The sequence below is a fragment of the Agrobacterium sp. 10MFCol1.1 genome, assembly GCF_000381165.1.
In the GTDB taxonomy this organism is placed as follows: domain Bacteria; phylum Pseudomonadota; class Alphaproteobacteria; order Rhizobiales; family Rhizobiaceae; genus Agrobacterium; species Agrobacterium tumefaciens.
This window is the reverse complement of the sequence record NZ_KB906073.1, coordinates 484,444-507,892: the sequence shown is the minus strand read 5'-3', so window position 1 is coordinate 507,892 and position 23,449 is coordinate 484,444. Positions and strand designations below refer to the sequence as shown.

Annotated in this window: 25 protein-coding genes and 1 pseudogene; 14 read left to right on the top strand and 12 right to left on the bottom strand. The window is 59.6% G+C overall.

All coding sequences use genetic code 11. The features are described from left to right. Nucleotide 1 precedes the first annotated feature (1 nt). Nucleotides 2-1,135 (top strand): 3-dehydroquinate synthase, encoded by a 1,134-nt coding sequence (aroB, locus tag F617_RS0107090; RefSeq protein WP_019564880.1) that lies wholly within the window; start codon nucleotides 2-4, stop codon nucleotides 1,133-1,135. Nucleotides 1,136-1,154: 19 nt separating this feature from the next. Here aroB and F617_RS0107085 read toward each other — a convergent pair whose 3' ends face one another. After that, nucleotides 1,155-1,436, bottom strand: coding sequence for a BolA family transcriptional regulator (locus tag F617_RS0107085; RefSeq protein WP_019564879.1), 282 nt, complete (start codon nucleotides 1,434-1,436; stop codon nucleotides 1,155-1,157). A gap of 115 nt (nucleotides 1,437-1,551) precedes the next feature. Here F617_RS0107085 and F617_RS0107080 point away from each other — a divergent pair, with 115 nt between their 5' ends. The 4 genes from F617_RS0107080 (at nucleotide 1,552) to F617_RS0107065 (ending at nucleotide 6,272) form a co-directional block, all read left to right on the top strand. Beyond that, nucleotides 1,552-2,190 (top strand): J domain-containing protein, encoded by a 639-nt coding sequence (locus F617_RS0107080; RefSeq protein WP_013761799.1) that lies wholly within the window; start codon nucleotides 1,552-1,554, stop codon nucleotides 2,188-2,190. A 68-nt stretch (nucleotides 2,191-2,258) separates the two neighbouring features. After that, the gene (gene cobS, locus F617_RS0107075) at nucleotides 2,259-3,248 is read left to right on the top strand and encodes a cobaltochelatase subunit CobS (protein WP_003511352.1); all 990 of its coding nucleotides are present in this window, start codon (nucleotides 2,259-2,261) and stop codon (nucleotides 3,246-3,248) included. Nucleotides 3,249-3,355: 107 nt separating this feature from the next. After that, nucleotides 3,356-5,257: a cobaltochelatase subunit CobT gene (gene cobT / locus F617_RS0107070; RefSeq protein ID WP_013761798.1), complete on the top strand. Its 1,902-nt coding sequence runs from the start codon at nucleotides 3,356-3,358 to the stop codon at nucleotides 5,255-5,257. Nucleotides 5,258-5,294: 37 nt separating this feature from the next. Next, nucleotides 5,295-6,272, top strand: coding sequence for an esterase-like activity of phytase family protein (locus F617_RS0107065; RefSeq protein WP_034501981.1), 978 nt, complete (start codon nucleotides 5,295-5,297; stop codon nucleotides 6,270-6,272). Nucleotides 6,273-6,276: 4 nt separating this feature from the next. Here the strand turns inward: F617_RS0107065 and F617_RS0107060 are convergent, their stop codons facing one another. The 3 genes from F617_RS0107060 to rpmB form a co-directional block, all read right to left on the bottom strand. Beyond that, nucleotides 6,277-6,609, bottom strand: a complete 333-nt coding sequence (locus tag F617_RS0107060) for a pentapeptide repeat-containing protein (RefSeq protein ID WP_019564877.1) — start codon at nucleotides 6,607-6,609, stop codon at nucleotides 6,277-6,279. A 115-nt stretch (nucleotides 6,610-6,724) separates the two neighbouring features. Then, the gene (locus tag F617_RS0107055; protein ID WP_003511348.1) at nucleotides 6,725-7,363 is read right to left on the bottom strand and encodes a queuosine precursor transporter; all 639 of its coding nucleotides are present in this window, start codon (nucleotides 7,361-7,363) and stop codon (nucleotides 6,725-6,727) included. A gap of 111 nt (nucleotides 7,364-7,474) precedes the next feature. Further along, on the bottom strand, nucleotides 7,475-7,765 hold the full coding sequence (gene rpmB, locus F617_RS0107050) for a 50S ribosomal protein L28 (RefSeq protein ID WP_003509888.1): 291 nt from the start codon (nucleotides 7,763-7,765) through the stop codon (nucleotides 7,475-7,477). Between the two features lie 251 nt (nucleotides 7,766-8,016). On the opposite strand from rpmB, the gene F617_RS0107045 reads away from it, so the two are divergent. After that, complete coding sequence (locus F617_RS0107045; RefSeq protein WP_013761795.1) at nucleotides 8,017-8,790, top strand: DUF3108 domain-containing protein; 774 nt, start codon at nucleotides 8,017-8,019, stop codon at nucleotides 8,788-8,790. Between the two features lie 5 nt (nucleotides 8,791-8,795). Here F617_RS0107045 and F617_RS0107040 read toward each other — a convergent pair whose 3' ends face one another. Together F617_RS0107040 and gloB are read right to left on the bottom strand one after the other, a co-directional pair. Beyond that, nucleotides 8,796-9,236: a cupin domain-containing protein gene (locus tag F617_RS0107040; RefSeq protein ID WP_013761794.1), complete on the bottom strand. Its 441-nt coding sequence runs from the start codon at nucleotides 9,234-9,236 to the stop codon at nucleotides 8,796-8,798. Then, complete coding sequence (gene gloB / locus F617_RS0107035; protein ID WP_019564875.1) at nucleotides 9,236-10,006, bottom strand: hydroxyacylglutathione hydrolase; 771 nt, start codon at nucleotides 10,004-10,006, stop codon at nucleotides 9,236-9,238. Before gloB ends, F617_RS0107040 begins: the two co-directional genes overlap by 1 nt. A gap of 107 nt (nucleotides 10,007-10,113) precedes the next feature. Here gloB and F617_RS0107030 point away from each other — a divergent pair, with 107 nt between their 5' ends. The 4 genes and pseudogenes from F617_RS0107030 (at nucleotide 10,114) to F617_RS26910 (ending at nucleotide 13,423) form a co-directional block, all read left to right on the top strand. Next, the gene (locus tag F617_RS0107030) at nucleotides 10,114-10,875 is read left to right on the top strand and encodes a class I SAM-dependent methyltransferase (RefSeq protein ID WP_003511344.1); all 762 of its coding nucleotides are present in this window, start codon (nucleotides 10,114-10,116) and stop codon (nucleotides 10,873-10,875) included. 84 nt (nucleotides 10,876-10,959) lie between these two features. Further along, nucleotides 10,960-12,066 (top strand): histidinol-phosphate transaminase, encoded by a 1,107-nt coding sequence (gene hisC, locus F617_RS0107025; protein WP_019564874.1) that lies wholly within the window; start codon nucleotides 10,960-10,962, stop codon nucleotides 12,064-12,066. Next, nucleotides 12,066-12,995, top strand: coding sequence for a prephenate/arogenate dehydrogenase family protein (locus F617_RS0107020; RefSeq protein WP_019564873.1), 930 nt, complete (start codon nucleotides 12,066-12,068; stop codon nucleotides 12,993-12,995). The genes hisC and F617_RS0107020 overlap by 1 nt, the downstream gene beginning before the upstream one ends. Nucleotides 12,996-13,004: 9 nt before the next feature. After that, nucleotides 13,005-13,423 (top strand): annotated as a pseudogene (locus F617_RS26910) (GNAT family N-acetyltransferase). On the opposite strand, the gene F617_RS0107010 reads toward F617_RS26910, so the two are convergent. Continuing rightward, nucleotides 13,420-14,421, bottom strand: coding sequence for a DUF2125 domain-containing protein (locus F617_RS0107010; RefSeq protein WP_019564872.1), 1,002 nt, complete (start codon nucleotides 14,419-14,421; stop codon nucleotides 13,420-13,422). The pseudogene F617_RS26910 and the gene F617_RS0107010 sit on opposite strands and share 4 nt — an antisense overlap. 49 nt (nucleotides 14,422-14,470) lie before the next feature. Here F617_RS0107010 and F617_RS0107005 point away from each other — a divergent pair, with 49 nt between their 5' ends. After that, nucleotides 14,471-14,998 (top strand): gamma-glutamylcyclotransferase, encoded by a 528-nt coding sequence (locus F617_RS0107005; RefSeq protein ID WP_013761788.1) that lies wholly within the window; start codon nucleotides 14,471-14,473, stop codon nucleotides 14,996-14,998. On the opposite strand, the gene F617_RS0107000 is transcribed toward F617_RS0107005, so the two are convergent. From F617_RS0107000 to ftsE, 4 genes are all read right to left on the bottom strand, one after another. Then, nucleotides 14,995-15,792, bottom strand: a complete 798-nt coding sequence (locus tag F617_RS0107000) for a 1-acyl-sn-glycerol-3-phosphate acyltransferase (RefSeq protein WP_019564870.1) — start codon at nucleotides 15,790-15,792, stop codon at nucleotides 14,995-14,997. The two genes, F617_RS0107005 and F617_RS0107000, sit on opposite strands and share 4 nt — an antisense overlap. A gap of 123 nt (nucleotides 15,793-15,915) precedes the next feature. Then, nucleotides 15,916-16,653 carry a YdcF family protein gene (locus F617_RS0106995; RefSeq protein WP_019564869.1) on the bottom strand — a complete coding sequence of 246 codons (738 nt, stop codon included), beginning with the start codon at nucleotides 16,651-16,653 and terminating at the stop codon, nucleotides 15,916-15,918. A 113-nt stretch (nucleotides 16,654-16,766) separates the two neighbouring features. Next, nucleotides 16,767-17,774 carry an ABC transporter permease gene (locus tag F617_RS0106990; RefSeq protein ID WP_019564868.1) on the bottom strand — a complete coding sequence of 336 codons (1,008 nt, stop codon included), beginning with the start codon at nucleotides 17,772-17,774 and terminating at the stop codon, nucleotides 16,767-16,769. Further along, the gene (gene ftsE, locus F617_RS0106985; protein WP_003511334.1) at nucleotides 17,767-18,426 is read right to left on the bottom strand and encodes a cell division ATP-binding protein FtsE; all 660 of its coding nucleotides are present in this window, start codon (nucleotides 18,424-18,426) and stop codon (nucleotides 17,767-17,769) included. Before ftsE ends, F617_RS0106990 begins: the two co-directional genes overlap by 8 nt. Nucleotides 18,427-18,626: 200 nt before the next feature. On the opposite strand from ftsE, the gene F617_RS0106980 reads away from it, so the two are divergent. The 3 genes from F617_RS0106980 to F617_RS0106970 all read left to right on the top strand — a co-directional run bounded on the left by F617_RS0106980 (nucleotide 18,627) and on the right by F617_RS0106970 (nucleotide 20,410). Next, on the top strand, nucleotides 18,627-19,295 hold the full coding sequence (locus F617_RS0106980; protein WP_019564867.1) for a hypothetical protein: 669 nt from the start codon (nucleotides 18,627-18,629) through the stop codon (nucleotides 19,293-19,295). A 70-nt stretch (nucleotides 19,296-19,365) separates the two neighbouring features. Continuing rightward, nucleotides 19,366-19,908 carry a hypoxanthine phosphoribosyltransferase gene (hpt, locus tag F617_RS0106975; RefSeq protein ID WP_003511330.1) on the top strand — a complete coding sequence of 181 codons (543 nt, stop codon included), beginning with the start codon at nucleotides 19,366-19,368 and terminating at the stop codon, nucleotides 19,906-19,908. A 142-nt stretch (nucleotides 19,909-20,050) separates the two neighbouring features. Continuing rightward, the gene (locus tag F617_RS0106970) at nucleotides 20,051-20,410 is read left to right on the top strand and encodes a response regulator (protein WP_003511329.1); all 360 of its coding nucleotides are present in this window, start codon (nucleotides 20,051-20,053) and stop codon (nucleotides 20,408-20,410) included. A 193-nt stretch (nucleotides 20,411-20,603) separates the two neighbouring features. On the opposite strand, the gene F617_RS0106965 is transcribed toward F617_RS0106970, so the two are convergent. Continuing rightward, on the bottom strand, nucleotides 20,604-23,297 hold the full coding sequence (locus tag F617_RS0106965) for a TIGR02302 family protein (RefSeq protein ID WP_019564866.1): 2,694 nt from the start codon (nucleotides 23,295-23,297) through the stop codon (nucleotides 20,604-20,606). Nucleotides 23,298-23,449: the final 152 nt, after the last annotated feature.

Genomic DNA, 23,449 nt, shown 5'->3' with positions numbered 1-23,449 from the left:
CATGACGCCTTCCGAAATCCACACCGACGAACGTCTTGTCCATGTGCCGCTCGGTGATCGCGCTTACGACATTCTGATCGGGCCTGGCCTGATCGGCAGGGCGGGCGGCGAGATTTCGTCGCGGCTGAAGGGCAGGCGTGCCGCTATCATCACTGACGAGCATGTTGCACCGCTTTACCTCGAAGGCCTGATGGACGGCCTGCAGACGGACGGCATCGAAGCCGTTTCGCTGACCTTGCCCGCGGGCGAGAAGACCAAGAGCTTCGAACATCTGGTCACTGTTTGCGATGCCGTCCTCTCCGCACGGGTGGAGCGCAACGATGCGGTGATTGCACTTGGCGGCGGTGTTATCGGCGATCTCGCCGGTTTTGCGGCGGGCATCGTGCGTCGCGGCGTGCGTTTCGTGCAGATACCGACCTCGCTTCTGTCGCAGGTGGATTCCTCCGTCGGCGGCAAGACCGGCATCAATACCCGGCAAGGCAAGAACCTTGTCGGCGTTTTCCATCAGCCCGATCTGGTGCTGGCCGATACCGCGGTGCTCGATACGCTGAGCGAGCGCGAATTCCGCGCCGGTTACGCCGAGGTGGTGAAATACGGCTTGATTGACAAGCCGGACTTTTTCTTCTGGCTGGAAAAGAACTGGGATGAAATCCGCACCGGCGGTCCCGCCCGCATCCAGGCGATTGCCACAAGCTGCCAGGCGAAGGCCGATGTGGTGGTGGCCGACGAGAAGGAAAACGGCGTACGCGCCCTTCTGAACCTCGGTCACACATTCGGCCACGCGCTTGAGGCAGCAACGAATTATGACAGCAAGCGGCTGGTGCACGGCGAAGGTGTCGCCATCGGCATGGTGCTGGCGCACCAGTTTTCCGCCCGCCTCAACCTTGCAAGCCCTGATGATGCCGCGCGCGTTGAAGCGCATCTCAAGGCGGTTGGTCTGCCAGTGTCAATGAAGGATATTCCAGGTGAACTGCCGCCGGTCGAGATGCTGATGGCGGCAATTGCGCAGGACAAGAAGGTCAAGGGCGGCAAGCTCACCTTCATCCTCACTCACGGCATCGGCCAGTCCTTCGTGGCCGACGATGTCGCGACGTCCGAGGTGCAGTCTTTCCTGTCGGAAAAGCATCCCGGCTGAGGCTTAAGGCGCGCGTTATCTAGAACCGCGTCGGCTCCCCCGGCGCCGCCGCCTCGATGGCGAGGGCATGCAGCCCGGCGTCGAGTTCCGGTTTCAAAAGTGCATTGATCGCCCGGTGGCGCTCAATGCGTGACTTGCCTGCGAAGCTTTCAGACACTATCTGAACACGCATATGCGTCTCGCCGGTGCCGGTTATGTCCGGCTGATGGCCGGCATGCATCTGGCTTTCATCGATCACCACCAGGCGTTCCGGCGAAAAGCTCTGCCGAAGCTTTGTTTCTATGCGTTCTCGCAGGGACATGCGATGGGCTCCAATCCTGTTGGCTGGTCTTTAAAAGGGGCTACCTAAAAGCCTGCAACATTCCGCTTTGTCAATTCTTGTTGTGCGCCTTTTCGCACCCCATAATCAGGGCATCATGAAACTGGATTCGAAATATTTCGACCGCATCCGTACACGCAGAAAAAGGGACAGGGAACCTGAGGTTCAGGCCCCGACCTGCCAGTGGGACGGATGCGACAAGCCGGGCGCTCACCGTGCACCTGTCGGCCGCAATGCCGAGGGGCAATTCTTCCTGTTCTGTTTCGAGCATGTGAAGGAATACAATAAGGGCTATAATTATTTCTCTGGCCTGTCTGACACCGAGATCGCCCGTTACCAGAAGGAAGCGATCACCGGCCATCGTCCCACCTGGACGGTTGGCGTGAACAAGACTGCGCGCGACAGCCCGCTGCACTCCACGCTGCGTTCCGGCGCGGCGGGCGCGGCCAATGCCCGCATCCGCGATCCTTTTGGCTTCACGAATGGTTTTGCAAACGGGGCAAAGGCCGGCGGCCAGCGCCTGCAGCAGGACCGCAAGTTGAAGACGCTGGAGGCGAAAGCCTTCGATACGCTCGGCCTTTCTGCGGGTGCAAAGCAGGAAGAGATAAAAAGGCGCTATAAGGAGCTTGTCAAAAAGCACCATCCTGATGCTAATGGTGGCGATCGCGGCTCGGAAGAACGTTTTCGGGCTGTTGTTCAAGCATATCAATTGTTAAAGCAGTCAGGTTTCTGCTAAGCCAACGTTCGTGTTTACCGCCTGATTGATGATGTGGCCGGGTGGCCGCCGCCCGCCTTGGAGACGTGATGAGCAAAATCGACCTTGATATTTCCAACCTGCCCGACACGACGGTGTCCGTGCGGGAGGTTTTCGGCATTGATACGGATCTGCGGGTTCCCGCCTATTCGCAGGGCGACGCCTATGTGCCCGACCTTGATCCCGACTATCTTTTCGACCGCGATACGACGCTCGCTATTCTTGCCGGTTTTGCTCACAACCGACGCGTCATGGTTTCCGGCTTTCACGGCACGGGCAAGTCCACCCATATTGAGCAGGTAGCTGCCCGCCTGAACTGGCCCTGCGTGCGCGTCAATCTTGACAGCCACGTCAGCCGTATCGACCTCGTCGGCAAGGACGCCATCGTCCTTAAAGACGGCAAGCAGGTCACCGAATTCAAGGACGGCATTTTGCCCTGGGCTTACCAGCACAATGTCGCGCTGGTCTTCGACGAATACGATGCCGGTCGCCCGGACGTGATGTTCGTCATCCAGCGCGTGCTGGAATCCTCGGGCCGCCTGACGCTGCTCGACCAGAGCCGCGTTATCCGTCCTCACCCCGCCTTCCGCATTTTTGCGACCGCCAACACGGTCGGCCTCGGCGACACGACGGGACTTTACCACGGCACGCAGCAGATCAACCAGGCGCAGATGGACCGCTGGTCCATCGTCACCACGCTGAACTACCTGCCGCATGAGCAGGAAGTGAACATCATTGCCGCAAAGGTAAAGAGCCTCAACAATCCGAAGGGTCGCGAAACCGTCTCCAAGATGGTGCGTGTGGCCGATCTTACCCGTTCGGCCTTCGTCAACGGCGACCTTTCCACGGTCATGAGCCCGCGTACCGTCATTACCTGGGCGGAAAATGCGGAAATCTTTGGCGATCTCGCCTTTGCGTTCCGCGTGACCTTCCTCAACAAGTGCGACGAACTGGAGCGCACGCTGGTTGCCGAACAATATCAGCGGGCTTTCGGCGTCGAGCTGAAGGAAAGTGCTGCGAACATCGTTCTCAGCGCCTGATCTTCCCCGGCTTGTCCGGAGAACATCACCGATGACTTGAAGACGCCGGCGGGCCGCGCATCCTTGGATGGGCGGCTCCGAAGCGTCGACAACTGACAGGAAAGACAATGGCAGCGCGCGGCGACAATTCCAGAGCAAAACCGGGTACGGCGGTCGATACCGAACCGTTGCGTCAGGCGATTGCCGGATGTGTGCGATCGGTTGCCGGCGATGCAGAGGTTGAGGTCGTTTTCGCCAATGAGCGGCCTGGCCTTGCCGGAGAGCGCATGCGCCTGCCGGAAATTTCCAAGAAACCCACCGCGCAGGAAATCGCCGTCACCCGTGGCCTTGGCGATTCCATGGCGCTTCGCCTTGCCTGCCATGACGCTGACACCCATGCGGTGATGTCGCCGCAGGGTGCCGAGGCGCGGTTGATCTTTGACGCTGTTGAGCAGGCGCGGGTGGAATCCATCGGTGCACTGCGCATGCCGGGCATGGCCTCCAACATTCAGGCCATGAACACGGAAAAATATGCCAAGGCGAATTTTTCGGGCATCAACACGAAGGACGATGCACCGCTTGCCGAAGCCGTCGCCCTTTTGGTGCGCGAGAAGCTGACCGGCGAAAAGCCACCGGCCAGTGCCGGCAAGGTTCTCGACCTGTGGCGCGACTTCATCGAGGACAAGGCCGCCGGCGACCTGAGCGACCTTTCCAAGGTGATTGGCGACCAGAAGGCTTTTTCGCGGCTGGTGCGCAAGATGCTGACCTCCATGCAGATGGCGGAGGAATTCGGCGACGACGATAACGAGCCGGAAAGCCAGGAGGCAGAATCCGACGAGGAGCAGCCGCGCACTAACGAGACCGAAGAAGAACAGGTCGAGGAAGAAGCCGGTTCCGATGCGACGCCCGCTGATGAAAGCGAGGCCTCGCAGGAGGAGATGGAAGAAGGCGAGATGGACGGCGCCGAGATGTCGGACGAGGAAATGTCCGACGATCTCGATGAGGATTCCGAGACGCCCGGCGAGACCCGCCGCCCCAACAGCCCCTTCGACGATTTCAACGAGAAGGTCGACTACCGCATCTTCACCCAGGAATTCGACGAGGAAATCCACGCCGAGGAACTGTGCGACGAGGCGGAGCTTGACCGCCTGCGCGCGTTTCTCGACAAACAGCTCGCCCATCTTCAGGGCGCCGTCGGACGTCTGGCGAACCGGCTGCAACGCCGCCTGATGGCGCAGCAGAACCGTTCGTGGGATTTCGATCTGGAAGAGGGTTATCTCGATCCGGCTCGCCTCGTGCGGCTTATCATCGATCCCATGCAGCCGCTCTCCTTCAAGAAGGAGCGCGATACCAAGTTCCGCGACACGGTGGTTTCGCTCGTCATCGACAATTCGGGTTCGATGCGTGGCCGCCCGATCACGGTTGCGGCCACCTGCGCCGATATTCTTGCGCGTACGCTGGAACGGTCGGGTGTGAAGGTGGAGATTCTCGGCTTCACCACCAAGGCGTGGAAGGGCGGTCAGTCGCGCGAGCAATGGCTGGCCAGCGGCAAACCCGGCTCGCCGGGTCGGCTCAATGATTTGCGCCATATCATCTACAAGTCGGCGGATGCACCCTGGCGGCGTGCACGGCGCAATCTTGGCCTGATGATGCGTGAAGGCCTGCTGAAAGAAAACATTGACGGCGAAGCGCTGATGTGGGCGCATAACCGCCTCATCGGCCGCCCCGAGCAGCGTAAGATCATGATGATGATTTCGGACGGTGCGCCGGTGGACGATTCGACGCTGTCGGTCAATGCGGGTAACTATCTGGAGCGGCACCTGCGCGCCGTTATCGAACAGATCGAGACACGTTCGCCGGTGGAGCTTCTGGCGATCGGTATCGGCCATGATGTGACGCGTTATTACCGTCGCGCCGTGACGATCGTGGATGCGGACGAACTGGCTGGCGCGATGACCGAACAGCTTGCTGCTCTCTTCGAGGATACCAATACCGCCAGCTCGTCCCGCAAGGTTCGCCGTGCGGGATAAGCGGGGCCGGGCTTTTCTTTCCTGTAAATCGCTGGCGATGGCTGCAGTTCTTGCGGTCGGAGCGCTTGTTCCGGTTCCCATCGGCGCGTCGACCATCGATGTTCCGGTCAGCGTTCGTCTGTTGTCAGGCTTCGAGGTCGGCACCAGCGCCAGGCGTTTCGGCAAGCTGGAATTTATCGGCGGCATGGTGATGAGCACGCCGGAAAAACTATTCGGTGCCATATCCTCCATCCGCTTTCGCCCAAACGGGCAGGAATTCGTTGCCGTGCTGGATACCGGCCACTGGCTCACGGGCAAGATCGCACGCGGCCCGTCGGGCGCGCTGTCCGGGTTGGCTGACGTGCGTATCACTGCCATGCTGGATGCCAGCGGCCGTGAACCTTCCCGCAAGATGGAAATGGATGCGGAAGGTCTGGCGCTGCGGGATGGCAAGGTATTCGTCAGCTACGAGCAGCGTCACAGGATCGATGCCTATCCCGATCCTGGGTTCGAGACCTCAAAGCCGCTCAGCCGCCTGCCTCATCTCATTCCCAACAGCGAACTGCGCCACAATGGCGGCATGGAGGCCCTTGCGGTCTCGCCGGCCGATTCGCCGCTTGGCGGTGCCCTTGTCGTGGTGGCTGAGAAAAGCATCGATGCCGACGGCAATCTTCTCGCCGCCATACTGGAAGGCCCGTTGAAGGGCACATTCGCGGTCACCCATCACCCCTCATTCGACGTGACGGACGGCGCTTTCCTGCCCGATGGCGACCTGCTGCTTCTAGAGCGCCGCTTCAATTTCGCTGAAGGGGTGGGGACGCGCATCCGCCGCATCAAGGCTGCAGATATCAGGCCGGGCGCGGTGGTGGATGGCGAAATCCTGCTGGAAGCGGGCATGGTCTACCAGATCGATAATATGGAAGGCATGGGTGTGGTGAAGGGGCCTGATGGTTCCACACGCCTCATCATCGTTTCCGATGACAATCACTCATTTCTCCAGCGCAATCTGATGTTGGAATTCAAGCTGGTGGAGTGAAGGTTCACACCTGCTGCGCCGCCTTGTAGGCAGCCACCAGATCCTCGACGGGAATGCCGTCGATCTTCATCCCGGTCATTCGGCATCCTGTTATCTGCGCGCCGGACAGGTTGGCGTTGCTCAGTTTCAGACCGGAAAGATTAACATCGTCGATCGACCAGCCGGACATGTTGCTGTCGGTAAATGACGCGCCGGAAAAGTTGATCTGGTTGAAGCTGGTTCCGGCGAGATTGACGTCGTTGAACATCGTACCCGACAGATTGACGTCGTTGAAGGTGGAGCCTGAAAGCGTGGCGCTGGCGGCCTCCACAATATCGATAACGTCATTGATCTGCATATCTGCCTGCCTCTGCGCTGTGCCACGGACCGCAGACTGCAACGCAGTCGGCTGGTTTGCAAGCGCGATTCGATCCACGCTCCCACCCCAGCCTTAAACCTGGATGGCAATGGTGTCAGCCCGATTTGGCGACCTTTGGCATCGGCTTCAGCGTGTTCATCAGTGCGCCGTAGGGCAGGAGCATCACGAGGCCGACGAGGATCTTCACCGAGAGGTCGCCGAGCGCCCAGGAAATCCAGCGCGGTGCCTCCAGAGCGAAGATGCCGAGCACGGGGGCATTTTCAATGGCGAAGGCATCGTTGGGACCGACGAAGGAGAAACTCGCAGCAAAGGCGATGGAGAAGAACAGCGCGGTATCCAGCACCGAACCCAGCATGGAGCCGGCAAGCGGTGCGTGCCACCAGCGCTGGCGGCGCAGGCGGTTGAAGACGGAAATATCGAGCAGCTGGCCAATCAGATAGGCGGTGCCGGAGGCAACGGCGATACGCGGAATCGAGGTCCAGAAGGACAGTGTGACACCAACAATAAAACCGGCAAGTACGACGCGGCGCGCGACTGACGGCCCGAACTGGCGGTTTGTAAGGTCTGTGACGAGGAAGGCGACCGGATAGGTAAAGGCACCCCAGGTCAAAAGATCGCCGAGATTGACGCCGAACAGCGATCCGGAAAGCGGGTATTGCACCAGAATGTTGGACGCGACGACCACCAGTGTCATCAACAGAACGTAAATGAGCGTGTAGCGCAGGTAGGGCATTTTTTTATCCTGGGTGATGCCACCAGTTGGAGCCGAATTAGAACAAGCAAAAGGCTTGAGCGGCAAAAGCCATTCAAGCCTTCTGAATATCAGTGATGTCGAAACCGCTAATTAAGCAGCTTCGGCCGTCTTCTTGGCGATCTGGCGGCGCAGGAGGCGAGCGCGCATGCTCAGTTCGTTTTCGCCGGACTTCAGAAGGAAGGCATCGAGGCCGCCACGATGTTCAACGGAGCGCAGAGCTGCTGCGGAAACACGCAGGCGGAAACGCTGGCCGAGAGCATCGGAGATCAACGTAACCTGGCAGAGGTTCGGAAGGAACCGGCGCTTGGTCTTGTTGTTGGCGTGGCTGACGTTGTTGCCCGTCTGGACGCCCTTGCCGGTCAATTCGCATACACGGGACATGGGTACACCTATTTCGTTTGTCTGTTTCACCACTGGCTCGCCACCGGCAAAACCGTGGTGGCAATCCAACTGGCCATGATTGGAAAGTTGCGGTTCTATAGTCAGACGGGACTTAACAGTCAAGCCGCTCGCGAGCAAATGAAAGGAAATTCCGGCGTTTTCAACCGGCATCCGCTTTTTTATTGCCACAAGTCGGCGTATATGATCGCCCCATAAGGCCGCTTCCGCGCCTCTTTTAAGGTGATATCCAAATGATTGCCAGAGGAAAAAGCATTTTCATGGCTGTGACAATGGCGTTTGCAGGCGTATCTCCCTCGCTCGCCGCCGAAGCCCGCCATACAAGCGAATACAGCATCAATCTCGGTATTCTACCAATTGCCAAGGCGAGTTTTTCGACTCGCATGAACGGCCCGAACTATTCGATTTCCGGTTCCTTCAGCTCAGCAGGGCTTGCAAGCGTTCTGGCGGATATTTCCGGCAAGACGACGATTTCGGGTGCCAAACGTGGCCATCGGCTGCAGGCGAATACATATTCGCTTGTTTACAAGGACGGCAAGCGGGTGCGGACCTATGATGTGGTCTATCGTAACGGCAACGTCACATCGACGACGGTGAAACCGGAGCCGAAGGCGCGGCCGGACAATTGGGTGAATGTGAAGGACGGAGACCTGCGCTCCGTCCTCGATCCAATCTCCGGCCTCATCATTCCCGCCGGCGGCCGCATCTGCCCGTCGCGCCTGCCGATCTACGACGGCGAATCGCGGCTGGATCTGGTGTTGAGCCCCAGCGGCACCAAGCCCTTCAAGACGAATGGCTTCAGCGGCGATGCCGTGGTCTGCAAGGCGCGTTACGTGCCGAAGTCGGGTTATCGCCAGGGGCGCAAGGATATCGAATACCTGAAATCCATTTCCATGGAGATCTGGTTTGCCAAATCGGACAATATGGATGTCTATGCCCCGGTCTACGCCGTCATTCCGACGCGGGTAGGCCAAGTCTACATCACCGCCACCAAATACGGCGGTTGATGCAGTTACGGCGTATCGCCCGGCGACCAGCCGGGTTCGGCCATCACGAAGCTTGAAAAGGCGAAACCCGGCGAGACGGTGCAGCCGACGAGGGTGAAGTCGCCGAGGCTTTCTGCCGATTGCCAGCAATTGGCAGGTACGATCACCTGCGGGCGCTCGCCTTCCAGAATGTCGGGGCCGAGGGTAAAGGTCTGTACCTCCCTGCCATCTTCGGAAAGATGCAGGGTGATCGGAGCGCCAGCATAATAGTGCCAGACCTCCACCGCATCGGTGACGCGATGCCAGTGCGAGCGCGTCCCCTTTTCCAGAAGATAATAGATCGCCGTCGAATGGCCGCGCTCACCACCTGCCTTGTCGCGAAATGTCTGGTGGTAAAAGCCGCCCTCGGGGTGCGGCTCCAGTTCCAGTTCGCGAATGATCGCTGCCGAAGACAGATCGGCGCCCATCAGAAATTGTCCTTGCGTGTGCGGATTTCGGCAAAGACTTCGGCATCGGTTGCGCCTTTAAGGCCAAGATGACTGCGGATGCCGGCATCGGCCACCCTCATATAAGGGTTGGTCTGTTTTTCCAGCCCGATGGTGGTGGGAATGGTGAATTCATTCGCCTGCCGCGCCTTTTCGACGCTTTCGGCGCGCTCGATTAGAGCCGCGTTATCAGGATCGACGGTGAGCGCGAAACGGGCATTCGAAAGTGTATATTCGTGGCCGAAATAGACTTTCGTGTCATCCGGCAGCGCCATTAACTTCTGGAAAGAGTGCCACATATCTGTTGCCGTACGTTCGAACAGCCGACCGCAACCCATGGCGAAAAGCGTATCGGCGGCAAACAGCAGGCCGTCATCGGGAAGGTAGTAGCAGATATGCCCCGCCGTATGACCGGGTGTGGCAATGACCTGAACGCGCCGTCCGGCAAATTCGAACTCGTCGCCATCGGCCTGGGAACGGTCGAGACCGGGGATCGCAATCGCCTCATCATGTGGGCCATGTATTTCGCACTGGAATTTGTCCTTCAGCGCCAGATTGGCTTCCACATGGTCCTGATGGTGATGGGTGGTGAAGATATGCGTGAGCTTCCAGCCATGCCCATGAAGAGCCTGCAGGATGGGGCCTTCCTCCGGCGCATCGATCGCGGCGGTCGCCCCGCTTTCTGGATCGTGCAGCAGAACGCCAAAATTATCACTGCGGCAAAGAAAGACGTCTATTTCCAAAGGTTTCATCGTGGTCCTCTCCATTTGCCGGCCTTGGCCGGCGCATTTGTCCGCCTGAATTTCAATGTAGGCGCAGACGCCTTGAAGTCCAACCGCCTGATGCTACATTCTCGCCCATGAACACCGATATCGTCGATCTGCGCGAATTCTATCATTCCCCGCTTGGCCGCTCGGCCGAGCAGGCGATCACCATGGCGCTTTCATCGCTCTGGCCGCCTTTGCCGGAGGAAAGGCTGGTCGGCCTCGGTTACGCCGTGCCGTTTCTGGAGCGGTTCCGTCATGACACGGAGCGCACCTTTGCCTTCATGCCGGCGGGGCAGGGAGCGGTGAACTGGCCGGCAGGCGAGCTTTCCTCCACGGCGCTGGTGTTTGACGAGGAACTGCCGCTACCCGATTCGTCGATAGACCGGGTGTTGATGGTGCATGCTCTGGAATTTGCCGAAAATCCGCGCGAAACCCTGAAAGAACTCTGGCGGGTGCTGGCGCCCGGCGGGCGTCTGGTGATCGTGGTGCCGAACAGGCGTGGGGTCTGGGCACGCATGGAACACACACCTTTCGGCTCGGGCCGGCCCTATTCGCGCGGGCAGTTGACGGCGCTTCTGCGCGAGACCAATTTTACGCCGGGGGCAAGCGCCGAAGCGCTTTTCTTTCCGCCCACCACCAGCCGCCCGGTACTGAAATTCCGCCGATACCTTGAGCTTACCGGCCGCAGGCTCTGGCCGCTGTTTTCCGGCGTTATCGTGGTTGAGGCACAGAAACGTCTCTATCAGGGATTGCCCGTTACCCAGCGCGCCTCACGCCGGGTTTTCGTGCCGGTCCTGGCGCCTCAGGGTGTGCCCACCACCCGCACCGCCGCAAAGCACGGAAAGCCGCGCTGACCCTCGACAAAGGGGCCATTCCGGTCTAATGCCTCCGGCATTGCTTTTGCCGGGCTCCCCGGCGCATTTCCGAAGGTCGATCAAATGAGTGCAGAGCTTAGCCAACCTCTTCCGCGTCCGGGTATTCTGGATATCGCCGCTTATGTTCCCGGCAAGGAACACGTGGATGGCGTCGCGAAGGTTTATAAGCTCTCCTCCAACGAAACGCCGCTCGGGCCAAGCCCGAAGGCGATCGAGGCATTCGCCGCCACCGCCAGCCATCTGGAAATCTATCCCGACGGACAGGCGATTGCGCTGCGTCAGGCGATTGCAGACGTGCATGGCCTCAACATAGCGAATATCATGTGCGGTAACGGCTCGGATGAGCTTCTTGGCCTGCTCTGCCACGTCTATCTGGGTACGGGCGATGAGGCGATTATCACCGAACACGGTTTCCTCGTCTACAAGATCCAGATCATGGGTGCGGGCGCAACGCCGGTGACGGTGAAGGAAAAGGATTGCGCCGTCGATGTGGACGCGATTCTTGCCGCCGTCACGCCAAGGACGAAGATGGTTTTCATCGCCAATCCCGGCAATCCCACCGGCACCTATGTTCCGGTCGCGGAAATCCGCCGCCTTCAGGCTGGTCTGCCGAAACATGTCGTGCTCGTGCTTGATGCGGCTTATGCCGAATATGTACGCAAGAACGACTACGAGGCCGGTCTCGAGCTGGTGTCTGGGAACCGCAACGTGGTGATGACGCGCACCTTCTCCAAGGTTTACGGTCTGGCCGCACTGCGCGTCGGCTGGATGTATGGTCCGGCCGCCATCATCGATGCGCTGAACCGGGTGCGTGGTCCGTTCAACATGAGCGCGCCGGCGATCGCAGCGGGTGCCGCGGCCATCCGCGATCAGGCATTCCTGGAAAAGGCGATCTCTCACAACACGCTCTGGCTGGAAAAACTCACGACGGTCTTCACCAGTCTCGGCCTCAAGGTCACGCCATCAGTCACCAACTTTGTCCTGATCCATTTCCCGGACCAGGATGGCAAGCGTGCACCAGATGCGGACGAGTTCCTGAGCCGCCGCGGTTATATCCTGCGTGCCGTGCGCGGCTACGGTTTCCCCAATGCCTTGCGTATGACGGTTGGTTCGGAAGAAGCCAATCTTGGCGTCATCGCCGCGCTCACCGAGTTCATGGGGCAGGCGTAATGGGCGAGATCATGTTTGAGCGCATCGCGCTTGTTGGCATCGGCCTGATCGGCTCGTCTATTGCGCGCGACATCAAGGAACTGGGTCTTGCCCGGCATGTCACGATTTCCACCCGCAGCGCGGAAACGCTGAAGCGGGCAGAGGAACTGGCGCTTGGAAGCGAGTATACGACATCCGCCGCGCAGGCCGTCAGGGATGCTGATCTTGTCATCGTTTCAGTGCCGGTCGGTTCATCCGGGGCGGTTGCCGAGCAGATGGCGCCGCATCTGAAGCCCGGCGCCATCGTCACCGATGTCGGCTCTACCAAGGCTTCGGTCATCGCGCAGATGGCGCCCCATATGCCTGACAATGTGCATTTCATTCCTGGACATCCGCTGGCGGGTACGGAAAAATCCGGCCCGGATGCCGGTTTTTCCGGTCTTTTCCGCGAGCGCTGGTGCATCTTCACGCCGCTGCCGGGCACGGATGCGGAGGCGCTGGAAAGGCTCAAGGATTTCTGGCGGGCGCTCGGCTCGCGAGTGGATGAAATGGATGCCGAACACCACGACAAGGTTCTGGCGATCGTATCGCATCTGCCGCACATCATCGCCTATAACATCGTCGGCACGGCGGACGATCTGGAGACGGTAACCGAGTCGGAAGTCATCAAATATTCCGCTTCCGGCTTCCGAGATTTCACGCGTCTCGCCGCCTCGGACCCCACCATGTGGCGCGATGTCTGCCTGCACAACAAGGATGCCATCCTCGAAATGCTGGCACGGTTCTCGGAAGACCTTGCTTCGCTGCAAAGGGCGATCCGCTGGGGGGAGGGCGACAAGTTGTTCGAACTGTTTTCTCGCACACGCTCCATCCGCCGCTCCATCATCGAGGCTGGTCAGGACGTCGATACGCCTGACTTTGGGCGTCACGCGCTGGATCAGAAGAAGTAGGGCGCTGAAGTGATATTGATATCTGCGGCGACGGATGACGATATCGAATGGCTGCTGCGGGAAGACAAATGGATCGATGAGGATTGGTTGCGGCGTTGCGTCGGACGCCGCGAATATCTCGTCGCGAAAGAAGATACGATTCTAGTCGGTTTTCTGCGGTTCTCGATGTTCTGGGGCAAGATACCCTACATGGACATGATCCGCGTCGTTCCCGAGTTTCGGGGACATGGCGTCGGCGCAACGCTACAGTTTTTTGGGAAACTCTGATGCGTGAGCAGGGTGCCTCACTGGTGATGACGTCCAGCCAGCAGGACGAGCGGGAACCGCAGATGTGGCATCGTCGCAATGGATACAAAGAAGCCGGCATCCTGCATCTTTCAAAAATTCAGGATGCCGCTGAGGTGTTTTTTACAAAAGCTCTCTGTTAAATCGGCGGGATCTTCCCCAGCGGAATGAAACCGCTGACGGTGGCGCGGCCGCGATCCACCAAGAGGTCGACGGACGCCCTGTCGCCGCCGCCGGCGAGTGCGCGGAGCATTTTGCGGGCGGTATCGATGGTGGATTGCAGCTGCGGAAACGCCTGCTTGGCATTGTCCGACCAGGCGTCAAGCTTTTCGATCTCCAGCTTGAACTGGCCGGAGAGATAGCCCTCATTATCGAAGGAGAAGGGGCCGCTGATACGCATGGTGCGGCCTTCGCCGATATCAGCGACCAGCCGGCGAAGCTCGCCGCTCGCACCGTAAAGCCCGGCCGTATCGCTGCCGTCTACCATACCCGCCTTGCCGGCAAGGGTGACATCGGCGATGGCGTTGAGGCGCGGCAGAAGTTGCGGCCAATCCTTGATGACGGTTGACGAGTCGGTCAACGTTATCGCGCCGTCTAGATCGGCGCCGTTCTGGCGCAGATGCATTTCCGTCTTGGCGGCATCGAAATCGATCGTCTGGCCGGTAACGGTGGAAACCGCCTGAGCCTTCAGGCCGTCGATTACAAGCGAGGTACGGTCGATACCCCTAAGCTTGGTGACGATGCTCGACTGCATGTTCTGCCAGACGGCCGAAACCGTGAGGCCATGCGCGGTGCGGATTTCAGCCGGTGCATCCAGTTCCCAGACAATGTGGCCGGGATTGTAGACCTGCGCTGCGGAACGCAATTCTCCGAACGAGGCTGAAACGCCATTCTGCTTGTCGTCCACCGTTACCTTGGAGCAGAAAAGGCCGATGCGGAACGGATAACCCTTGAAGGCAATGTCGCCGCATTCGCCGCTGACGTTTCTGGCCTGCGAAGGCGAGATGACGTTCAGAACCGTCTGCTTCAGCTTGTCGGCGGCATAAAACCACCCGGCCGTGTAAAGTCCGATAACCAGCACGACGGCGATACCAAGCCAGAGGAATTTTTTGACCGTGCCGGATTGGCTTGACGATGCCATATTGATCTCCGATGAACAGACTTCAGATAAATTCGATTTGGCTTGGGATATGGACGATTTTTGGGTCTTTGGCTACGGTTCGTTGATGTGGAACCCGGGCTTTGCCTTTGAGGAAAGGCAGCAGGCGCGGCTGCACGGTTATCGACGCTCCCTCTGCATCAGTTCAAATGTGTACCGCGGCACTGAGGAGAAGCCCGGCCTTGTTCTCGGTCTGGAGCGCGGCGGCTCCTGCCTCGGCGTTGCCTTTCGCGTGCGCGGAGCGGACCATGGTCCGGTCATGGCCTATCTGCGCGAGCGCGAGCTGGTAACGAATGTCTACAAGGAACGCGTCGTTGCCATTGCGCTCGCCGATGGCACGCGCGGCAGTGCCGTGACCTATGTGGCCGATCCCGCCCACGAGCAGTATATTGGTGGTCTGGGTGTCGCGGAAGCGGCCACGATCGTGGCTGCCGCATCGGGCCGGTCCGGCCCGAATACCGATTACGTCTTCAATACCGTGCAGCATCTGCAGGATATGGGTATTCGCGACACGCTGCTGGAAAGCATTGCCGCCAGTGTCGGCACGATCGCGGTTTAGCCGGCGGGAGTGTCTTGCCCCTGAAGTTCTGCGATACGCTTCACGGCGGTCGGTGGCAGCGGCAGGTGCGGATTGTTGCGCGCGGTCTCCAGCAGCAACTCGTCGCTCGCCTTTTCCGTCACCTCGATCAATGTCTTGAAAAACACGTCCGGGTCCAGCCCCGGCTCGATGGCCGGCAAGATCCGCACCTTGAAATGGCCGGGATAACGCATTGTCGAGCGGCGTGGCCAGAAGAGGCCGGGATGCATGGCGACCGGAATGACGGGGACTTTGAGGTCGCGGTAAAGACGTGCGATGCCATAACGATATTCGGGCTCAGCGCCCGGTGGCCGGCGTGTGCCTTCGGGATAGATTATGAGTTCGCGGCCAGCCGCCATCTCCTCTCTCGCCCGCTCCATGACCTTCAGCATCACCTTGCCGCGCGCGGCGCGGTTGACCGGGATCATGCGCTGCTTCATCGCATACCAGCCGAACAGCGGGATCCACAAAAGCTCGCGCTTCAGAATATAGACCGGATCGGGAAGGTTGGGCAGCAGCGCATAGGTGTCCCAGAAGGACTGGTGTTTGGGGGCGAAGATACAGCCGGTTTCGGGAATGTTTTCCAGCCCCTCGATCTCGAAGGTGGTGCCGACAATGGTCTTCATCAGCCAATGGTTGGATCGCGCCCAGTTCTTGGGGATTTCATAGGCTACTCTGCGCGGCAGGATGAAATAGATCGGCGTGAGCACGATCATGCGGACAATCAGATTGAGATAAAACAGCGTATTGAAAAGAAAAGAGCGCAGCTTGAGCATCGACAGACTTCCCGGGTTGCAGCCGTTCCGAAGCTCAGGCGCGCCTCGATGCCGGATGCCGATGCCAGACGCCTACACGAAAACAAGGCTCCGCAGCAAGCGTGTTCTCTCCGTTCTTTCCATTCACGGGGAAGAGGTTGCCGCCTTGATCGTGGGGTGATCGGTGCCCGCCTTGCGCAACCCGTCGCCCTTGCCGAGCCCGGTCAGGTCGCGTCCTGCTGCAATCACGAATTTCATGTATTCGTAGAGCATGGTCCGGACCACATCTGGCTCCGCGAACCAGTTGGTGCGGGCAAGGTCGGCGCTGATAACGGGATAGGCGATGAATTGGGTCTGCGGGCTGGCATTGTGCAGTTCATGCAGGCTGCGATGCATATGGTAATTGTTCGTAACGACGACGATGGAGGAATAACCGTGGTCGCGTATCCAGCTCGCCGCCTCGTTGGCATTGCCGATGGTGTCTATGGCCTTGTAGCCCATGTCCACGCAGCAGGAAAACATGTCCGAAGAGCCTTGCGTCATCTTGCGGATTTGCGTGCGGGTGGTGGCCGGATTGACGCCGGAAATCAGAAGGCGCTTGCCAACGCCGTCCCGCAGCAGGCCGACCGCCTGTTCGATGCGCTGATAACCACCGGTCAGAACGATGATCGCGTCGCCCTTGGCGCCTTCGGGCGGGCGCATGGAGGCGACCGAATCTGCGAACCACAAAAAACCGCCGGAAAAAGCCCCGAGAGTAATGACGCAAAGCAGGATGAGACCGCGAATAAAACGACGCAGGCGACTTCGCCGCGACAACAGGCCTTTTTTTGCCTGTCGCGTGGTCGACTGTTCCTGATCATGGTCCGTCCGACTCACAAACATTCCTCCTGAATACTCGCCGATTAAGGCAAGGAACAGGCATTTTTGTCCACCGTCCGCAAGTTACATCCGGCGTGTGAAGGGTGCAGTTTCCTCGCGAGATTCGAGAGACGGCGTCACGATGCGACACCGTCGCTTTTAGACGGATCGGAGCGGACGCGGTCGATATCGTCGATCGTGCGGATGACGGTCACACGCGCGGTGATCGTGGTGAGCAGCGCGATGATGATCATCGTCGTGGCGATGCCGATATAACCACTGAGGCCAACGGAAAAGGAGCCGAAAAGCGCACTTGCCTGATCGCTTTGCGGCGTAGCAACCGTGCTCGATTGCCAGAAACCGGCGGCAAGGAAAACCGCCGCGGCAAGGGCGCTGCCCGCTGCCGCACCTTTCAGGCTGATCTTCAGGAAGTGCTTTTGGAATTCCCGCGCCACGAAGCTGCTTTCGGCGCCTACGAAATGCAGCACCTCGACGATGTGCCGGTTGCCGGAAAGCGCGCCGCGCGTTGCAAACACCACCGTCAGCACCATGGCGGTGAAGACGAGGATCAGGACCCCGACGCCGATCATGACAGTGGTCATGGCCATGGAGACGAGCCTGTCGACCCATGTACGGTGGTCATCCAGAAACGCCTGTGGAATTTCAGCTTTCAGCATATCGCGCATGGCCTGAAAATCGGGCGGGTGGTTTTCATCGATGGTAATCACGACGAGGCGCGGCACCGGCAGTTCGGAAAGATCGAGGCCACTGCCGAGCCACGGCTCCAGAAGACGCGCGGTGGCGGCATCATCGAGGATCGTGCCATCCCGCGTGCCGACGAAGGTGAGCGCCAGAGAACGTGCCTTGGTGAGCGCTGCATTCATGTCCAGCCCGTCCTCGGGTTTGATCTGAATGGTGATTTCGCGGGAAATCTGGCTCTGCCAGGTGGCGGCGGTGGCACGCACCATGGAAACGGCACCAAGCGTCAGGCAGGCGAGAAAGGCCATGATGGCGATCACCACCATCAGCGCATTGCCCTGAATGTTAGAGGGCGGCAGAATGGGTGCCATCGGGCGGATACGCATCGGCGGCCGCTTCGGTGCGGTCGCCTCTGGTCTTAACTGTTTGCGGTTGATCTCATTCATAGATGTCGAGCCGCCCTTCGGTGAGGATCATCCGGCGTGCGTCGATCTGGTCCATCAGGCCGAAATCATGGGTGGCGATGACCACAGCGGTACCCAGCCGGTTGAGCTCCAGAAAGAGGTTGAGAAGGCGCTTGGCCATCGGCGGGTCGACGTTGCCGGTCGGCTCGTCGGCCAGCAAGATTTCCGGCTGGTCCATCAATGCACGGGCAATGGCGGCGCGTTGCTTTTCCCCACCGGAGAGGATGGCCGGAAGCACATTGATGCGCTCGCCAAGCCCGACCCATTTCAGAAGCTCGATGACGTCGTTGCGGTAGGCGCTTTCTTCCTTGCCGCGCACACGCAGCGGCAGGGCGACATTCTCATAGGTTGTCAGATGATCGAGCAGTCGGAAATCCTGAAAGACGATCCCGACGCGGCGGCGCAGCATGGGTAACTCGCTGCGCGGAATGCGCGACACATCGCGGTTGAACATGCGGATATTGCCGCGTGTGGGCTGCAGCGACATCAGCAGCAGGCGCAGGAACGTGGTTTTGCCGGCACCGGAAGGGCCGGTCAGAAACTGGAACGAACCCTTGGGAATGTCGAAGGTCATGTCCCTCAGGATTTCGGGGCCCATGCCGTAACGCAACCCGACATTTTCGAAATGGATCAACGGACTTCCAGTCTCTTCGTTTCGTGGTGGTTCGCAAACCGCTGGCGCGTGAGGCCCGGATGCGCCGTTTAACCCGGTTCCGGTGGCCTATGCGAGCCGTTTTTGCGAAGCATTAACCAATTAAATTTAAAACTTGGCAGGATTCGTTGCAATGCCCAGTTTTGCGGGCCGGAAAACCTCACCCAAGGAATTCTATGGCTATGTTCCGTTCATCTCGCCGGCAAGCGGCATTCGATTTCGACCTCCTGATGCCGGAAGCGCCAGTGCGCCGTACGGCGCGGGCAACCCACACCGGCCCCGATGTGGTAGACGCGGAATTTGTCACCATCAAGGAAAACCGTGTCCGTCAGCCCGGAAACGATAATCGCGGCGCGATGCGCCGGCAGATGGAAAAACCGCCCGTCACCGCCAGTGCTCTTGGTTACGCGTTCATCGGCTGGGTGGACCGCAAATTGTCGCGCCTGTCTGTGGATGCCTATTCGGCGCTGGTTGCGGCGCTCGTCATTTTTGTTTTCATCTGCTCAGGCGGCCTTTCGGTGGTCGTGCCGGAAAAGCCGGTCGTTGCGGCCGCAAACCCGCTTGCCATTTCCCATGTCACCATCACGCCGCAGGAGGCTGGCGGCATGGATGTCCTGCTCATCAACGGTATTGTGGAGAACAACGGTACCGCTCTGGAAGAGGTGCCGGCACTTCGCGCCGACCTCTTCGTTGCCAAGGGGCAACTGGTCGCCAGCATGGTCATCGAACCGCCGGTCAGGCAGATGCAGCCCGGTTTCAGCCACGGATTTTCGGCAAAGTTGCGCCATCCCGGTGGAAAAACGCCTGACATCAAGCTTTCCTTCGTCGAAGCGGGTGCTTCCGAACGTTGACTGTGCTAACGCGTGGTCTTCGTATTTTTACTGAAAGGTAAAATCGGCAAGGCGCAGCACAGGAGAAAGAATGCCCGTCGTCCGTGGAAAAAACATTGAGCCGCTTTACACCGCCGAGCAGATTGCCGAGCGCAATCGCGACATGGCCAAGCATATAGCGAGCGGCCCGACCAAGGATTTGCTGGTCATCGCCGTGCTCAAGGGATCGTTCATTTTCGCGGCCGATCTCATCCGCGCGCTGCATGACAGCGGCCTTGCGCCCGAAGTCGAATTCATCACGCTTTCGAGCTACGGTGCCGGCACCGTTTCGCAAGGGGTGAAGATCGTCAAGGATATCGACAGCGACGTGAAGGACCGCGATGTTCTTCTGATCGACGATATTCTCGAATCCGGCCGCACGCTGCGTTTCGCCAAGGAACTGCTTTACGAACGCGGCGCCCGTCACGTCACCATCGCCGTGCTGCTCGACAAGAAGGTCAAGCGCAAGGAAGATCTGGAGGCCGACTATGTCGGTTTCGAATGTCCCGATTATTTCGTCGTGGGTTACGGCATGGATGTGGCTTACGCCTTCCGCGAACTGCCCTTCGTAGGCGTCGTCACGGGCGACGCCTGACGATTTCTGCCGTGCCGGGATGGGACATGCCGGAGACGCCTCATTAACCATTCACCCAGCGAAACCCTGGGTGTTTACCTCTTGAAAAGAGGAGCCTGCGATGTTGCTCACGGCTGGAAATGATGCCCAGGAGCAATGATTAATGGCGAAGATTCTGATTACCGAAGATGAGGATGCATTGCGGGCTTTCGTTGCCCGTGCGCTGCGTCTCGACGGTCACGAGACCCATGAGGCGGCAGACGGCGAGCAGGGGCTGGAGAAGCTTCAGGAAACCAATTTCGATCTCCTTCTTTCGGATATCCGCATGCCGGTCATGGATGGCATCGAGCTGGCGCACCGCGCCGCCGAACGCTTCCCGGCCATGCGCATCCTGTTGATGACGGGTTATGCCGAACAGCGCGAACGTGCTGATGATCTGGCAGAAAAGATCGTGGACGTGGTTTCAAAACCTTTTGCGCTTCCGGATATCCGCAAAGCTGTTGCGCGGGCGCTCGCGGCCTGAGCGATAAGGCTACAGAGATTTGAGAAAGGGCGGCCCTTTGGGCCGCCTTTTTTTGTTGTGGAGTTGTCAACTCTCTCCGCCGTCATGCTCGGGACAAGGCCGAGGATGACGTTGAGTGTTTGATAAGCTGGCCTTTCCTAAAAAATGCGCGAGGTTAAACACGCCCGATCGTTAGGAATGGCGGCCTCCATCCTCACCGTATATCCAGCAACCGCTCCAGATAACGCCGCTCGATTTCACCCGGCGGGTTGTTGCCGAGCTTTTCGCGAATAGCCTCGAGAATTTCGCGGGCGCGCTGCACGTCGATCTCATCAGGCACCTTCACCTGGTCGCCGAAATCGGGGCCTGTTGTGCTGCGCGGACGGCCGAGTGGATCGCGGCCGTTCTGTCCGCCTTGGCCAGCCATGCCTTCCTGCCCCTGTCCGGGCTGCTGTCCCTGCTGGCGCATGGCCTGCATGATCTGGCCCATCATATCCTGCGCGCCCTGTCGCAGCGCGTTCAGCGCATTGCCCTGACCTTCGACCGCCTGTTCGCCCTGGCTTTTGCCGAGTGCTTCGCCGGCGCCTTCCATTTCCTGCTGCGCCTTGCCGAAGTTTTCGCCCGGCTCCATGCCGAGATCACGAAGGCCCTGCTGCAACTCGCCCAGCTGCTTGCCCAGCGCGTCCTGCTGCGCCCTCAGATTTTTCAGCGCCTCGCGCAATTGTTCGGCTGTCATCTGCTCGCTCGGCTGTCCGCCTTGCTGGCCGTTTTCGCCCTGCTGGCCCTGCTGGCCCTGTTGCGGTGATTCACCGTTTTCACCCGTCTGCGGGTCCTGACCTTCGCCGCCATCCTGCGGGTCGCCGCGCTGCATGCGGTCACGCAGCGCCTGATCGAGCTTGAAGGTCTCGTCCATCAGCTTCTGCTGCTGTTGCAGAATTTCACCCAGCTTGTCGATCTGCTGGCGCATCTTGCTGCTTTGCTGCTGCCCCTGCTGGCCCTGACGTTGCGGCCGTCCCGCCTGCAGGTTGTTCATCATGCGTTGCAGCTGCGAGAGCATTTCCTGTGCTGCGTCACGGTTGCCGGAGCGCGCGAGGTTTTCGATCTGGTTCATCATGTTTTCCAGATCGCGCTGCCGCAACACGTTTTGTGCCTGCTGGTTCATGTTGGCTTGCGGCGCATTCTGCATGCGCTGTGCAAGCTCGCTCATGAACTGCTGCATCGCCTCACGCAGTTCCTGCATCAGCTTGGCGATTTCCTCATCGGAGGCATTGCGCTGAAGCGCCTCGGAAAGCGCTGTCTGCGCATCACGCAGGCGTTTTTCCGCCTGCGAAAGATCACCATCCTCGATGCCGAGCGCGATCTCCCAGAGATAATCGGCGGTGTTCTTCAGCATCTCCTCATTATAGGCGAGCCGCATGCGGGTCTGCGCCGATTGCAGCAGGAGATAGTGCGTGGTGTTGGGAATGGTTTCTTCCGGACGCAGACCAACCGCCTCGTTATAGGCGATCGCCTTTGGCATCTGGCGCGTGTCGAGCGAGAATATCTGCCGCTGTTCCGCAACCGAAGCCGCCAGCGGTTCAGAGAAATTGCGGCCCGGCAGCACCATTTCATGCGCGGGGCTGCGGCCGGTCTGGCCGGCACCGTCTGTTGCCACCAGCGTGATGCGCACGCGCTTACCTGCCATGGGATGTTCGGTCAGGTTGCGGCTGGTCAGCCCCTTGATCTCGCGGTTGTTCTGCCGCGGCAGGTCGAGCTTGAATTCCGGCGGCGGGTAAAGTGCTGTTGCACCCTCCGCAACGCCAAGCGGCTCGATGATGGCGTGGGCTTCCTTGATGCCATAGTCGTCCTTGGCGGTGAAACCCACCTCCAGCGCACCATTGACGGCGCGGCGCGGCATGTTGTCGAAGCCGATGGTCGGTGGCTGGTCAGGAATGACGTTGAACACCCATTGTTCGCCATTGGCGGTGATCATGCCGCTTTCGGTCACATCCATCGCAAAGGTGCGCGGCGTAACAGGTTGATCCGGCGCGCGTTTTTCTGTCTGTGCCGCCACATCGCCACTTGCGCTGTCGGCGCGTGCCGCTTCGGGGGCAAGCTTCTGCAGGGCGCCGGCGGTCTCAGGCTCGAAGGTCACTTCCTCGCCGCCATCGCCACCGGTCATACGGATCGTCAGTTTGGAGGATTGTGGCACGGACACCGCGTCGTGGCCTGTCGCATCGCGCCCTGTCAGAAAAATCGGGGCGCGGCCGGTATAGGCGGGCGGCGTGACCCAGGCGTCGAGACGGATATCGGGATTGAGCGGACCGGCTGCCGGTCGGCTACGGAAGGCATCTGCAATCGTGCCTGCACCATTGGAATAGGAAAAACCGAAGGCGACAACCAGAAAAAGGGCGGGAATGGCGCGTAGTGCCGAGCGGTCGTAACGGGCGATATCGGGTTTCGGCAGGCCGGCATTCAGCGCGGCGATGCGTTCCGCCATACGGATCTGGTGTTCTTTCCACAAGGCGCGGGAAATGGGGGTGTCCAACGCCGGTTCGTCTTCCTGCACGCCGACTGGCTGGTGAGCGAGACCATTGCGTTCTTCCAGAAGGCGGGACGCGTCGTTGTCTGTCGGCCATTTCAGCCGGACGATTGGCAGGATGGTGCTGATGAAACCGAAAACCAGCAGGAAAACGATGCCCAGCCGCACGAAATCAGGCATCTGACGGTAAAGTCCGAACCATGCGAGCGCCAGAAACGCGGCGGCGATGGAAAGCGGCCACAGCGTCTTCGGTGCTACTCTTTCCGAAAACAACACGATTTTTGCGAAGAAGCGTTTAGCCGCAACCCGGCGGGCAAGATCCGGCCGCTGCGCGAATGCGCCGGTTGGGCGCTTCCTGCCTGTCCTGTCCTCTCCGGCTGTGGTCATCAATCCGTTCTCCCGGTTCTGGCCACGTCAAACGCCATTCCCGGAACGGCGAGCTGCTTGTATTATGAGAAGCAAGGATAACATTCTTTGTGGCGAAGACGAGGGCAAGCGGATGCTCACCCCCATTTTTTAGGCAGCTTCGCTCAATTGTG